Genomic DNA, 13,856 nt, shown 5'->3' on the forward strand with positions numbered 1-13,856 from the left:
TGCGCAGGGGGTCGGGCGAAGGTGCGCAGGGGGTCGAACGAAGGTGCGCAGGGGGTCGGGCGAAGGTGCGCAGGGGGTCGAACGAAGGTGCGCAGGGGGTCGGGCAAGGGTGCGAAGGTCCATTCGCAAGGGTGCGAAGGTCCATTCGCAAGGGTGCGTGGGGGGAGGGAAGACATTCGCCGGGGAGCGCAGGCGGAGCGTTCGCGCGCAGGAAGCGTGTTGATGCCGGGTACGCGATTCCGCCCGCAGGGCCGCCACCCGATACCATCGGAGCCTTTCCGGGCGACGGTCCATGCACACCCTCCACTCCCTGATCCGCGACGTCCCCGACTTCCCCAAGCCCGGCGTCATGTTCAAGGACATCGGCCCGCTGCTGGCCGATCCCGTCGGCTTCGCCACCTGCATCGGCGCGCTGATCCAACCGTGGCGCGACACCGCGGTGGACGTGGTCTGCGGGATCGAGTCGCGCGGTTTCATCTTCGGTGCGGCGATGGCGTCGGCAATGCAGGTCGGCTTCGTGCCGCTGCGCAAGGTCGGCAAGCTGCCGCCGCCGACGGTGGGTATCGACTACGACCTGGAATATGGCAGCGCGCGACTGGAGATTGGCGCACACGGCATCGCGCCGGGCCTGCGCGTCCTGCTCGTTGATGACGTGCTCGCCACGGGCGGCACCCTGGTGGCCGGGCGACGGTTGCTCGAACAGGTGGGCGCGCGCGTCGTCGGCGCCGCCGTGGTGATCGAGATCGATGTGCTCGGCGGCCGCGCGCGCTGGAAGGATGGCGTGCGGCTGGAGACCTTGCTGCACTGTTGAGGCGACAGTGGCCAGGTGACGGGTGGTGCGAGCGGCCGCTGCGCTGCGTGCACCCTTCGAACCGCGCTCCCGTCCCAGGCGTATGCTGATCCTGCTTGTTGATGAAAGCGCAGCCGGGAGCCGTGCGATGAAGGTCGTCTACGAAGCCGCCAACCTGATCGACGCCCACCTGGTCCGGCATGCGCTGGAAGCCGCGGAAATCCCGGTATTCCTGCGCGGCGAGCAACTGATCGGCGGGATGGGCGAATTGCCATTGTTCGGTGTGATCGCGGTATGCGTGCCGGAGATCGTGTGGCCGCAAGCGCGCGATATCGTTGCCATGCTGCCGTTGAACGAGCCGTCGCCGGCTGACGATGCGCTGGGCAATGATGCGCTGGGCGATGAAGGCTGGTTGCCTGCGTAGGGCGGGCCTGGACCCGCCGTCAGCAAGCGACGGTGGCTGGCAAGCCGGAAGCCACGTCGTAGTCCGGAAGGGAATTCGCGCATGACACTTCGCCTCGCCCGCTCGGCGGACATCCCCGCCCTCCAGGACCTCATCGCGCTATCCGGTCGTGCCTTGAGCGTGGGCTACTACACACCGGCGCAGGCCGAGGCGATCACCCGCCACGTGTTCGGCGTCGACACGCAGCTGATCGACGACCAGACCTACTTCGTGATCGAGGACGCGGGCCGCATCGTCGCCTGTGGCGGCTGGAGCGGGCGGCGCACGCTGTTTGGCGGCGACCAGGCCAAGCACGGTCCGGATCCGCGGCTTGACCCGGCGACCGAGCCGGCGCGCATCCGCGCGTTCTTCGTCGATCCCGGCATGGCGCGCCGCGGCCTGGGGCGCCAGCTCATGCAGGCGTGCGTGGATGCATCGCGGCAGGCGGGCTTCCACGCGCTCGAACTGGTTTCCACGTTGCCGGGTGAGCCGCTTTACCTGGCAGCGGGCTTCGTCGTTCGCGAGCGCTTCGAACTCGAACTGCCGGGCGATGTGCGCGTTCCGGTCTCGCGCATGGGCATGGCGATATGAAATTGGCGACATGAGCCCGGCGCGTTGCCAGGAATGCTGACGCGAGCGGATGCAATCGCGACTGCGTTCCAGTTTCCGACACCTATCCACCACCGCGGTCGCGTCACAATGGCCGCTTCCCTGGCATTCGACGGATGACCCCATGCCCCAGCTCGTGATCGGCAACAAGAACTACTCCTCGTGGTCGCTGCGCCCGTGGCTGCTGCTGCGCCAGTTCGGGGTGGCGTTCGATGAAGTGCGCTTGAACCTCGATACGCCGGAATTCTTCGCGCAGATCGACCGCTGGTCGCCCACGCGCACGGTGCCGGCGCTGCATGACGACGGACTGGTCGTGCCCGACTCGCTGGCGATCTGCGAGTACGCCAACGAGAAATGGCTCGACGGACGCGGCTGGCCCGCCGACCTACGCACGCGGGCGGCCGCGCGCGCCGCGGCGATGGAAATGCATTCGGGCTTCCGCGCGATGCGCCAGCAGTTGCCGATGAACTGCCGGCGCCAGCCCGACGCCTACCGCTGGGACGCTAGCGCGCAGGCCGACATCGACCGGGTGCAGGCGCTGTGGCGTGAACTTCGCGCGGCGCACGGTGCACAGGGCGACTTCCTCTGCGGTGGTTTCGGCATCGTCGATGCGATGTTCGCGCCGGTGGTGATGCGCTTCCTCGGTTACGGCGTGGCGAGGGACGACACCGCGCGCCGCTATGCCGATGCGATCACCGCGCTGCCGGCGATGCGCGAATGGCGCGCTGCAGCGGCGGCGGAGGTCGAACGCATCGAGGCGACCGACGCGCTGGCGCTGGCGTGACCCAGACCGCCGCGTAGCACGCCGCCGGGACGAGACCGCAATGAGCGAGGCTGCAATGAGCGAGGCCGCAATGAACAAGACTGCCGCGAACCACGGCGCGAACCACGCCGCCTATTCGCGTGGCTCGCTGGCGGCGATGGCACTGGGTGCCGCGCTGATCAGCACCTCTGCGGTGTTCGTGAAATGGGTGGGCGTCGGGCCCACCGCATCGGCGTTCTGGCGCATGGGCCTGGCGGCGTTGCTGCTGCTGGCGTGGACGGCGCGGCCGACGGTGCGCGCCGGCTGGAAGCCGTCGGCACCGGTGCTGCGATTGCTGATGGTCGCGGCGCTGTTCTTCGCCCTCGACCTGTGGATGTGGCACCGGAGCATCCTGTACGTCGGCGTCGGACTGGCAACGTTGCTGGGCAACTTCCAGGTGTTCGCACTGGCCGCGTACGGCGCATTCGTGCTGGGCGAACGCGGCGGCTGGCGGTTGTGGACCGGATTGCTGATGGCGCTGGCCGGGCTGGCGATGCTGCTGGCGCCGGGATGGGAGGGGTTCGACGCGCGCTTCCGCGTCGGGATCGCGTTCGGGCTCGGGACGGCGCTGGCGTATGCGGGATTCCTGATCGCGTTCCGTGCCGGGCAGGCGCGCCGCGGCGACACCTCCAACGAGGCGATGCTGTGGTGGATGTGCGTGTTCAGTGCTGCGCTGCTGCTGGCGATGACGCTGCTGGGCGGTGAATCGGTGCAGCCGGTCGGCGTGCGCGACTGGAGCGCGCTGCTGGCCTACGCGCTGATCGCGCAGGTGTTCGGCTGGCTGGTGATCGGCAAGGTGATGCCGAAACTGCCCGCCGGCGTGCTCGGCCTGTGCCTGCTGCTGCAGCCATTGCTGTCGTATGTCTGGGACGCGCTGCTGTTCGGCACGCGGCTGGGCGGCGTGGAGATGGTCGGCCTGGCGTTGTCGCTGGCGGGGATCTTCCTGGGACTGGTGCGCGGGCAGAAGGCCAGCGGGGCCGAGGCGGTGACTGTCGCGGCCGACGGCCGATCGTAAGCGGCTGACGGCGCCAGGGAAGGCCTGAACAACTCGGTTTTGTCATCCCGAGCCCAGCGAGGGATCTGTTTTCCCTCCCGCAGAACAAGCAGGTCCCTCGCTGGGCTCGGGATGACATCCGAATTACTCAGGTCCTTCGCCCTGTGTCATGGGTGCGGAGCGCACGCGCCGGTTGCGCACAGATGTCCAGACGCCCGCAGCATTCCTCCCGCCATGGCGACCGACGGAGCTCCGCCGCGACAGGCGCGACTTGAACCGCCGTTGGCGGTGCCACACTTCGGTAAGGTCCCCCACCGACGGAGATGACCATGCTCGGTATCGGCGCCTACAAGCAGCGCATGCCACGCCCGGAGGAAGCCCTCCCGGGCCGTGCCACCGAAATGCCGCTGCACAACCGCCACCACGTGCTCGGCAGCCCGTTGCGTGATGCATTCGCCGGCTTCGCGCGGGTGCAGTTCGGCATGGGTTGTTTCTGGGGTGCCGAACGCAAGTTCTGGACCCTGCGCGGCGTGGAAAGCACGGCGGTGGGTTACGCCGGGGGCTACACGCCCAACGCGACCTACGACGAAGTCTGCGCCGGCATGACCGGCCATGCCGAAGTGGTGCAGGTGGTGTTCGACGAGAACGTGATCGGCTTCGACACACTGCTCAAGGTGTTCTGGGAGAGCCATGACCCGACCCAGGGCATGCGCCAGGGCAACGACGCCGGCACCCAGTACCGCTCCGCGATCTATTGCGACACCCGGGCGCAGTTCGAAGCCGCCATCGCCAGCCGCGACAGCTACCAGGCGCAGCTGCGCGATGCGGGACTGGGCACGATCACCACCGAAATCCTGTTTCCGGCGCCGCACTTCTACTTCGCCGAGGACTACCACCAGCAGTACCTGTCGAAGAATCCGGGTGGTTACTGCGGGCTGGGCGGGACGGGCGTGAGTTGTCCGGTGGGCGTGGGGGCGTAGGGCGGGTTTTAACCCGCCAGCAGCAGCCCCCAAGAAGCCGGCCGATCGCCGCGAAGGCGGGTCGAGACCCGCCCTACAAATACGGTGTAGAGGCGTAGGGCGGGTTTTAACCCGCCAGCAGCAGTCCCAAGAAGCCGGCCGATCGCCGCGAAGGCGGTCGACCCGCCTACGGATGTTGCAACCAGGTTTGTGGGACAAGCGCAGACGCGTTGTCGCCATCGGCCGCCGCCGCGGCATCGATCATTCAGCTCTGCGCGTTGGTCGTGGGGCGAACCGCGTCACCGCGCAGACATACACCAGCTCGCATGCGCCTTGTCCGGTGTCGTCGCGCGTGGTCGAGCTGCGCCACTCCCAGCCATCGGGCGCGTCGGCTTTCACCAGCCAGCCGTCGAGGCGCACGCGATCGCCCTGTTCGATATCGTCCAGCGCATCGGCGACCGCCGCGTCGGCGGGAACCATGTGCATGTTCGACGCCGACCGCGTGAGTTCATTGGTCGGGATCGGCGGGTTGTTCTGGTAGCGGTAGTGGAACCAGCGGCCGGACTGGGTGATCTGCAATTGCGCCAACACCGCGTCGTCACGCATGCGGCCCCAGCCCAGCGCGAGGTCGGTGGGGGAAATCTCGCTTTCGCGGCCGCTGTCGTAATCGCGGCGCGAGAGCACGCGCGCGTCGATGCTGAAGCCGGCCAGCGGCGTGAGTGTCATCGACTTCGCGCGGAACCGCGCCAGCGCTGCGGGCACCGGGGATTGCCGCGGCGGTTCGAGCGAGCCGGCCAGCAACGGCATCGGGCAATCGCGCGCCACGGTCGTGTCGGGCGGGCGCAGGTCGCGGGTGTCGTCGTGGTTTTTGAGGGAGTCGACCGCGGCGGGTGTCGCGCTGGCCGGCGGCGCCGTTGTCGGCGTGGTGCGAAGGAACCAGGCCGCGCCCGCCGCCAGCAGTGCGACGACGACCAGCGCCGTGAATCCGCGTCGCAGGCTCATCCGCATGGAATGAAACCGATCGGGCGTGGCCGGGTGTGGATGGCGTTCACTGGCTCCCGCGTGCTGTCGTGTGCGGCGCTCACCTTGGCAATGCCGGGAACAACGTCGGCCCCGACCCGGCCCGGATGGTCCGGTGCCAGGTCGAAGCGGTGCATCCACTGCACGCGTCTTGCATTCACGCCAGGTCGAAGCGGTCCAGGTTCATCACCTTGTTCCAGGCGGCAACGAAATCGCGCACGAACTTCGCCTGCGCGTCGCTCGCCGCATAGACCTCCGCGAGTGCGCGCAGCTGCGAGTTCGAGCCGAACACCAGGTCGACGACGGTGCCCGTCCACTTCAGTTCGCCCGATGTCCGGTCACGGCCTTCCAGCACATCGGGATCGCTGGCCGAGCGCTGCCACTTCGTGCGCATGTCGAGCAGGTTCACGAAGAAGTCGTTGCTCAGCGTGCCGGGGCGCTTGGTGAAAACGCCATGCTGCCGGTGTCCGCTGTTGGCATCCAGCGCGCGCAGGCCACCGATCAGCACGGTCATTTCCGGTGCGCTCAGCTGCAGCAGGTTGGCTTTGTCGATGAGCAGGTCCGCGGCGTAGCTCTCCACTCCCTTGCGGGCGTAGTTGCGGAAGCCGTCCGCTTTGGGTTCCAGCACCGCGAAGGAATCGACATCGGTCTGCGCCTGCGAGGCGTCCATGCGGCCGGGCGAGAACGGCACGCTGACATCGACACCGGCCTGTTTCGCCGCCGCTTCGACGGCGGCGCAGCCACCCAGCACGATCAGGTCGGCCAGCGAGACCTGCTTGCCGCCCGACTGCGCGCCGTTGAATTCCTTCTGGATCGACTCGAGCGTGGCCAGCACCTTGGCCAGATCGGCCGGCTGGTTGGCTTCCCAGTCCTTCTGTGGTGCCAGGCGGATGCGCGCGCCGTTCGCGCCGCCGCGCTTGTCGCTGCCGCGGAAGGTCGAGGCCGACGCCCATGCCGTACCCACCAGCTGCGGAATCGACACTCCGGACGCGAGGATCTTCGCTTTCAACGCGGCGATGTCCTGCGCGTCGACCAGAGGATGATCCGCGACGGGTACCGGGTCCTGCCAGATCAGCGCTTCCTTGGGCACCAGCGGGCCCAGGTAACGCGCACGCGGCCCCATGTCGCGATGGGTCAGCTTGAACCACGCCCGCGCGAACGCATCGGCGAATTCCGCCGGGTTGGCCTGGTAGCGGCGCGAGATCTTTTCGTAGGCCGGGTCCGTGCGCATCGCCATGTCGGCCGTGGTCATCATCGGCGCGTGGCGCTTGCTGGCGTCGTGCGCGTCGGGAACGGTGCCGTCGCCGCTGCTGCCCTTGGGTTTCCACTGGTGCGCGCCGGCCGGGCTCTTCGTCAGCTCCCATTCGTAGCCGAACAGCGTCTCGAAGTAGCTGTTGTCCCACTTCGTCGGCGTCGCCGTCCACGCGCCTTCGATGCCGCTGGTGATGGCGTCGCCGGCCAGGCCGCTGCCGTGGCGGCTGGTCCAGCCGAAGCCCTGCTCCTCGATCGTCGCGCCTTCGGGTTCGACGCCGACCAGGGCGGCGTCGCCCGCGCCATGCGCCTTGCCGAAAGTATGGCCGCCGGCAGTGAGTGCGACGGTTTCCTCGTCGTTCATCGCCATGCGCGCGAAGGTCTCGCGGATGTCGCGCGCGGATGCCAGTGGATCGGGATTGCCGTTGGGACCCTGCGGATTGACGTAGATCAGGCCCATCTGCACGGCGGCGAGCGGGTGGGCGAGATCGCGGTCACCGCTGTAACGCTCGTCGCCCAGCCAAGTCTTCTCCGGGCCCCAATACGTGTCGTCCTCCGGCTCCCAGATGTCCGCGCGGCCGCCACCGAAGCCGAACGTCCTGAAGCCCATCGATTCCAGCGCGACGTTGCCGGTGAGGATCATCAGGTCGGCCCACGACAGCTTGCGTCCGTACTTCTGCTTGATCGGCCACAGCAGGCGGCGCGCCTTGTCGAGGTTGCCGTTGTCGGGCCAGCTGTTGGTCGGCGCGAAGCGCTGCTCGCCATTGCCGGCGCCACCGCGACCGTCGCCGATGCGATAGGTGCCGGCGGCATGCCAGGCCATGCGGATGAAGAACGGGCCGTAGTGGCCATAGTCGGCCGGCCACCAGTCCTGCGAATCCGTCATCACCTTATGCAGGTCCTTGATCACCGCATCGAGGTCGAGGGTCTTGAACTCGCTGGCGTAGTCGAACGCCTCGTCCATCGGATTGGATCGCGACGAATGCTGGCGAAGGGCACCGAGGTTGAGTTGCTCGGGCCACCAGTCGGCGTTGGTCGGGCGCGTGGCGTGGTTGTCGACGCTGCCTGAGAACGGGCACTTCGATTCGGTGGACATGACTGCACTCCTGTGGTCGGGGGATCCAACAGCAACGGTCAGCTTCGTGCACGAACGCGGATAGGTGAAATCGTTTGTTCTGATCGAATCTATAGGGGTTTCGAATGGCTACGGGAGCGCTTGGCGCGCGTGGTCGCCAGCGATTTCGTTTTCGCGCGCGTCGCCGGCGTCAGGCCGGGTGTCGGCGTGAACAGTTCGCCCGGCAGGTCGTGGAACACCTGCGCCAGCTGCATGAGGAAACCGTGCATCGCCGAACTGCGGCGCCACACCATTGCGATCTGCCGGCTGGGAGTGGAGTCGCGGAAGCCGAGCAGGCGGATGTCGTTCGAGCGCGCCACCGGCGGCTTGATTGCCAGCGTCGGCAACAAGGTGACGCCTACATTCGCCGCCACCATCTGGCGCAGCGTCTCCAGGCTCGTCGCCTGGAAACCGCTCATCTCCGACGCGCCAGCGAGATGGCACACGTCGAGCGCCTGGTCGCGCAGGCAGTGCCCGTCTTCCAGCAGCAGCAGGCGTTCGCGCGACAGGTCCTTCATCGACAGCGACTCGCGCGCCGCCAGCGGATGGGTATCGGGCACCGCCAGCAGGAAGGGTTCCTCGAACAGGAACTCCACGTGCAACTGATCGTCGTGCACCGGCAGCGCCAGCAGCCCGGCATCGAGCCGGCCATTGCGCAGGCGACTGAGTATCTCCGGGCTCTTCTCCTCGACCAGCAGCAGTTCCAGCCGCGGGAAGCGCTTGCGGATTCCGGGCACCACGTGCGGCAGCAGGTACGGGCCCAGCGTCGGGAACATGCCCAATCGCACCGTGCCGGCCTCCGGGTCCTGGCTGCGGCGCGCGAGCTCCTTCATCTGCTCGACTTCGGACACGATGTGGCGCGCGCGCTCGACGATCTCGCGCCCGGCGGGTGTCAGCATGACCTTGCGCGGGGCGCGCTCGACCAGCGCGACGCCCAGTTCGTCCTCGAGCTTGCGGATCTGCGTGGACAGCGTCGGCTGGCTGACGAAGCATGCCTGCGCGGCGCGACCGAAATGCTTGAGGTCGGCCAGGGCGACGAGGTACTTGAGGTCGCGCAGGTTCATGGTGGGATGGTAATCCGTAGGGCGGGTCTTGACCCGCCGGCCCTTCGAACGCCGGCAGACCCCTCGAAACCGGTCGAAGCCGCGTTGATGTCGTTGCCGCGCAAAAGCGACGGCGGGTCGAGACCCGCCCTACGCGGTTGCCAGTTGCTCCGCCGGCGCCGAGGTGCGGATCAGATGGTCGAACGCACTCAACGCCGCCGTCGAACCTGCGCCCATCGCGATCACGATCTGCTTGTACGGGACCGTGGTGGCATCGCCGGCCGCGAACACGCCCGGCAGCGAGGTCTGGCCGCGATCGTCGATCACGATCTCGCCGCGCGGCGTGAGCTCCAGGGTGCCCTTCAGCCATTCGGTGTTCGGCAGCAGGCCGATCTGCACGAAGATGCCTTCCAGTTCGACGCGATGCGCATCGCCGCCGACGCGATCCTTGTAGGCCAGGCCGCTCACCTTCTCGCCATCGCCCAGCACTTCCGTGGTCTGCGCGCGGACCAGCACGGTGACGTTGGGCAGGCTGCGCAACTTGCGCTGCAGCACGTCGTCCGCGCGCAGCTGGCTGTCGAATTCGAGCAGGGTGACGTGGCTGACGATGCCGGCCAGGTCGATCGCGGCTTCGACGCCGGAATTGCCACCGCCGATCACCGCCACGCGCTTGCCCTTGAACAACGGGCCGTCGCAGTGCGGACAATAGGCCACGCCCTTGTTGCGGTACTGGTCTTCGCCGGGCACGTTCATCTGCCGCCAGCGCGCGCCGGTGGAGAGCACGACCGACTTCGACTTCAACGACGCGCCGTTGGCGAGCTTCACTTCGATCAGGCCGCCGGGTTCGTTCGCCGGGATGAGCGCTTGCGCGCGCTGCAGGTTCATCACGTCGACGTCGTACTGGCGCACGTGCTGCTCCAGTGCGGCACCGAGCTTGGGGCCCTCGGTGTAGTCCACCGAGATGAAGTTCTCGATCGACATGGTGTCGAGCACCTGGCCGCCGAAGCGTTCGGCCGCGACGCCCGTGCGGATGCCCTTGCGCGCGGCGTAGATGGCGGCAGCGGCGCCCGCCGGGCCACCACCGATGACCAGTACATCGAAGGCCGCCTTGGCGGCGATCTTCGCGGCGTCGCGTTCGGTGGCGCCGGTGTCGAGTTTCGCCACGATCTGTTCCAGGCTCATGCGGCCCTGGTCGAAGACCTCGCCGTTGAGGAAGACGGTGGGTACCGCCATTACCTTGCGCGATTCGACTTCGTCCTGGAACAGCGCGCCGTCGATGGCGACGTGGCGGATGCGCGGGTTCAGCACACTCATCAAATTGAGCGCCTGCACCACGTCCGGACAGTTCTGGCAGGACAGCGAGAAATACGTTTCGAAGAAATAGTCACCGTCGAGGTTGCGCACCTGTTCGATCACGTCCTGCGCGGCCTTCGACGGATGGCCGCCGACCTGCAGCAGAGCGAGTACCAGCGAAGTGAATTCGTGTCCCATCGGCAGCCCCGCGAAACGGACGCCAATGTCGGTGCCGACGCGGTTGATCGCGAACGATGGCTTGCGCGCGTCACTGTCGTCGCGGCGCAACGACACCTTGTCGGACAGCGAGGCGATGTCCTGCAGCAACGCGTCGAGTTCGCGCGCGTTGTCGCTGTCGTCGAGCGCGGCGACCAGCTCGATCGGCTGGGTGAGCATTTGCAGGTAGCCCTTGAGCTGGGCCTTCAGGTCGGTGTCGAGCATGGGGGCTCCTTGGCGGGACGTGAGTGACGGCGCGCGTGCGGATCGCCGTTGCGGGCGACGTCGTTACAAGCTTGGGAGTGCGGACATCGCGCGCAGCGGCGATGTCGAGGACAACCGCTTTCGCGGGCAGGGCAGGGGGTTTGCGGATGCTTGCAGGAGCGGCCTGGGCCGGAGGGGAGGGAGCCGGTAGGGGAATGCCGGCTGGCCCAGGCCGCTGGTGCAAACACCCGGAGGTGAGGGAGGCGGTTTTGACCGCCCTCACCCCGGGCCTCTCCCGCGATGCGGGAGAGGCGGTGGAGCGTCAGATCTTGCCGACCAGGTCCAGCGACGGCTTCAGGGTCTTTTCGCCGTCGTTCCACTTCGCCGGGCACACTTCGCCCGGGTGCGAAGCCACGTACTGCGCGGCCTTGACCTTGCGCAGCAGTTCCTTGGCGTCGCGGCCGATGCCACCGGCAGTGACTTCGACGATCTGGATCTTGCCCTGCGGGTCGATCACGAAGGTGCCGCGGTCGGCCAGGCCGGCTTCTTCGATCATCACGTCGAAGTTGCGGGTGAGCGTGCCGGTCGGATCGCCGACCAGCGGGTACTGGATCTTGCCGATCGTGTCGGAGGTGTCGTGCCACGCCTTGTGGGTGAAGTGGGTGTCGGTGGACACGCCGTAGATCTCGACGCCCATCTTCTGGAATTCGGCGTAGTTGTCGGCGAGGTCGCCGAGTTCGGTCGGGCACACGAAGGTGAAGTCGGCCGGGTAGAAGAAGAAGATCGACCACTTGCCCTTCAGCGAGGCTTCGGTGACTTCGACGAACTTGCCGTTGTGGTAGGCGGTGGCCTTGAACGGCTTCACTTCGGTATTGATCTGCGACATGGGTCTGGCGTGTCCTTGGTTGGAATGGGGGATGCGAACTACGGGGTGGATGCTAGGAACTGGCGATAGATAAAGCAAATTGATTGCAGGTATTAAATAGATAGGCATTGACTATCGTTTAATCAAGCGGTGCCGGGGCGGAGCGGCCGCAAACTGCCTGGGTCAACCGCGGCAATGCGCCTGGGGACAGGTCCGCTGGGCAAAGACCTTTGGGCAAGCGCCGGTGCCCTCCGTACCATGACCGGTGTGCTTGTCCGCTTCATGTCTGCTTCCGCCGCCGCGCCCCCATCCATTCGAAGGTCCGATGCCCCGACTCGACCACCTGCTGCGCGACGTCCGCCCCCAGCTCGAATCCGGCGAGGCGGAGATGCTGCTTGCCCACGTGCTCGACCGTCCGCGCAGCTGGCTGTTCACGCACGGCGATTTCGCGTTGGACGAAGCCGTCGCCAATCGCTACCTGGCGATGGTGCAGCGACGCCTGGACGGTGAGCCGGTCGCGTACTTGACCGGTTCGCGCGGGTTCTGGCGCTTCGACCTCGCGGTGACGCCGGCCACGCTGATCCCGCGCCCGGAAACCGAGTTGCTGGTCGAACTCGCACTCGAGCGGCTGCCAACCGTGCGCGCGCTGCACGTCGCCGACCTGGGTACAGGCAGTGGCGCCATCGCGATTGCCATCGCGCACGAACGACCGCGTGCGCAGGTGGTCGCCACCGACCAGAGCGTGGACGCGCTCGCCGTCGCGCAGGCGAATGCGCTCGCGCTGAAGATGTCCAACCTCGCGTTCCGCCAGGGCGACTGGTTCGCGCCGCTGGTGGGCGAACGCTTCGACCTGATCGCAAGCAATCCGCCGTACATCGCGACGGATGATCCGCACCTGCGCGAAGGCGACCTGCGGTTCGAGCCGGCGTCGGCGCTGTCTTCCGGCGTGGACGGGCTGGATGCGATCCGCGTGATCGTCCGCGACGCGCCGGCGCACCTTGTTCCCGGCGGCTGGCTGCTGCTCGAACATGGCTGGGACCAGGGATCGGCGGTGCGTGCGCTGCTGCAAGGCGAGGGCTTTGCCGAAGTCGAGACGCTGCGCGACCTGGAAGACCGTGATCGCGTCACCCTGGGATGCCTGCCGGTCGGGTGATCGCGACTGTCTGCGTGCCCGCAGTGCCGGAAGTTTGCGCGCGTTGGCGCTGTCGCTGCTGCGGCGCGCCCGCGACGAGTGCCGCGCGGGCGCTGCGCTAGAATTCGCCCCTCAATCCGCACGGACCCCACACGATGCGCACGCTGTTCCCCGAAATCGAACCCTTCGACACCGGCACGTTGCAGGTCGACGACCGCCACAGCCTCTACTACGAGCAATGCGGCAACCCGAACGGCAAGCCGGTGGTGATGCTGCACGGCGGCCCCGGTGCCGGGTGCAGCCCGAAGATGCGCCGCTTCCATGATCCGGCCAAGTACCGCATCGTGCTGTTCGACCAGCGCGGCTCCGGCCGCTCCACGCCGCACGCGGATCTGGTCGACAACACCACCTGGGATCTCGTCGCCGACATCGAGAAGCTGCGCGTGAAGCTCGGCATCGACAAGTGGCAGGTGTTTGGTGGTTCGTGGGGCTCCACGCTGGCGCTGGCGTATGCGCAAACCCATCCGCAACGCGTCACCGCGCTGCTGCTGCGCGGCATCTTCATGCTGCGTCGCTGGGAGCTGGAATGGTTCTACCAGGAAGGTGCTTCGCGCCTGTTCCCGGATGCGTGGGACCACTACATCGATGCGATTCCGGTGGTCGAGCGCCACGACCTGATCTCCGCGTTCCACCGCCGCCTCACCAGCGACGACGAGGCCACCCGCCTGGCCGCCGCGCGTGCATGGAGCGTGTGGGAAGGCGCGACCAGCTTCCTGCACGTGGACCAGGATTTCGTCTCCGGCCACGAGGACGCCGCGTTCGCATTGGCATTCGCGCGCATCGAGAACCACTACTTCGTCAACGGTGGGTTCTTCGAGGTCGAAGACCAGCTGCTGCGTGATGCGGATCGGATCAAGGACATCCCGGGCGTGATCGTGCACGGCCGCTACGACGTGGTCTGCCCGGTGCAGAACGCGTGGGAGCTGCACAAGCAGTGGCCGAAGGGCGAGCTGGTGATCACGCCGGCATCAGGACATTCCGCGTTCGAGGCCGAGAACGTGGATGCGCTGGTGGCGGCGACCGAACGCTTCGCCTGACACGAGGCGCGGGCCGCATCACCGG

General features: G+C 67.4%; 13 protein-coding genes. 8 read left to right on the top strand and 5 right to left on the bottom strand.

Features of this window, described 5'->3' with window-relative positions:
* Window positions 1-292 precede the first annotated feature (292 nt).
* The 6 genes from ACYVD7_RS10550 (at window position 293) to msrA (ending at window position 4,617) form a co-directional block, all read left to right on the top strand.
* Window positions 293-811, top strand: a complete 519-nt coding sequence (locus tag ACYVD7_RS10550) for an adenine phosphoribosyltransferase (protein ID WP_460762724.1) — start codon at window positions 293-295, stop codon at window positions 809-811.
* Between the two features lie 127 nt (window positions 812-938).
* Window positions 939-1,214, top strand: coding sequence for a putative signal transducing protein (locus ACYVD7_RS10555; RefSeq protein ID WP_460762727.1), 276 nt, complete (start codon window positions 939-941; stop codon window positions 1,212-1,214).
* Window positions 1,215-1,295: 81 nt separating this feature from the next.
* The gene (locus tag ACYVD7_RS10560; RefSeq protein WP_460762730.1) at window positions 1,296-1,823 is read left to right on the top strand and encodes a GNAT family N-acetyltransferase; all 528 of its coding nucleotides are present in this window, start codon (window positions 1,296-1,298) and stop codon (window positions 1,821-1,823) included.
* A gap of 142 nt (window positions 1,824-1,965) precedes the next feature.
* Window positions 1,966-2,625, top strand: coding sequence for a glutathione S-transferase family protein (locus ACYVD7_RS10565; RefSeq protein WP_460762733.1), 660 nt, complete (start codon window positions 1,966-1,968; stop codon window positions 2,623-2,625).
* Window positions 2,626-2,695: 70 nt separating this feature from the next.
* Window positions 2,696-3,658: a DMT family transporter gene (locus ACYVD7_RS10570; RefSeq protein ID WP_460762736.1), complete on the top strand. Its 963-nt coding sequence runs from the start codon at window positions 2,696-2,698 to the stop codon at window positions 3,656-3,658.
* A 308-nt stretch (window positions 3,659-3,966) separates the two neighbouring features.
* Window positions 3,967-4,617, top strand: a complete 651-nt coding sequence (gene msrA, locus ACYVD7_RS10575) for a peptide-methionine (S)-S-oxide reductase MsrA (RefSeq protein WP_460762740.1) — start codon at window positions 3,967-3,969, stop codon at window positions 4,615-4,617.
* A gap of 240 nt (window positions 4,618-4,857) precedes the next feature.
* Here msrA and ACYVD7_RS10580 read toward each other — a convergent pair whose 3' ends face one another.
* The 5 genes from ACYVD7_RS10580 to ahpC form a co-directional block, all read right to left on the bottom strand.
* Window positions 4,858-5,598 (bottom strand): hypothetical protein, encoded by a 741-nt coding sequence (locus tag ACYVD7_RS10580; RefSeq protein WP_460762743.1) that lies wholly within the window; start codon window positions 5,596-5,598, stop codon window positions 4,858-4,860.
* A gap of 175 nt (window positions 5,599-5,773) precedes the next feature.
* Window positions 5,774-7,963, bottom strand: coding sequence for a catalase/peroxidase HPI (gene katG, locus ACYVD7_RS10585; RefSeq protein WP_460762745.1), 2,190 nt, complete (start codon window positions 7,961-7,963; stop codon window positions 5,774-5,776).
* Window positions 7,964-8,052: 89 nt separating this feature from the next.
* Complete coding sequence (gene oxyR, locus ACYVD7_RS10590; RefSeq protein WP_460762748.1) at window positions 8,053-9,045, bottom strand: DNA-binding transcriptional regulator OxyR; 993 nt, start codon at window positions 9,043-9,045, stop codon at window positions 8,053-8,055.
* A 129-nt stretch (window positions 9,046-9,174) separates the two neighbouring features.
* The gene (gene ahpF / locus ACYVD7_RS10595; protein ID WP_460762750.1) at window positions 9,175-10,758 is read right to left on the bottom strand and encodes an alkyl hydroperoxide reductase subunit F; all 1,584 of its coding nucleotides are present in this window, start codon (window positions 10,756-10,758) and stop codon (window positions 9,175-9,177) included.
* 301 nt (window positions 10,759-11,059) lie between these two features.
* Window positions 11,060-11,623 carry an alkyl hydroperoxide reductase subunit C gene (gene ahpC, locus ACYVD7_RS10600; protein WP_460762753.1) on the bottom strand — a complete coding sequence of 188 codons (564 nt, stop codon included), beginning with the start codon at window positions 11,621-11,623 and terminating at the stop codon, window positions 11,060-11,062.
* A gap of 304 nt (window positions 11,624-11,927) precedes the next feature.
* Between ahpC and prmC the strand changes: the two genes are divergently transcribed.
* Window positions 11,928-12,755: a peptide chain release factor N(5)-glutamine methyltransferase gene (gene prmC, locus ACYVD7_RS10605; protein WP_460762755.1), complete on the top strand. Its 828-nt coding sequence runs from the start codon at window positions 11,928-11,930 to the stop codon at window positions 12,753-12,755.
* Between the two features lie 134 nt (window positions 12,756-12,889).
* Window positions 12,890-13,831, top strand: coding sequence for a prolyl aminopeptidase (gene pip / locus ACYVD7_RS10610; protein ID WP_460762758.1), 942 nt, complete (start codon window positions 12,890-12,892; stop codon window positions 13,829-13,831).
* The last annotated feature ends 25 nt before the right edge of the window (window positions 13,832-13,856 follow it).

Source organism: Lysobacter fragariae, from assembly GCF_054779775.1.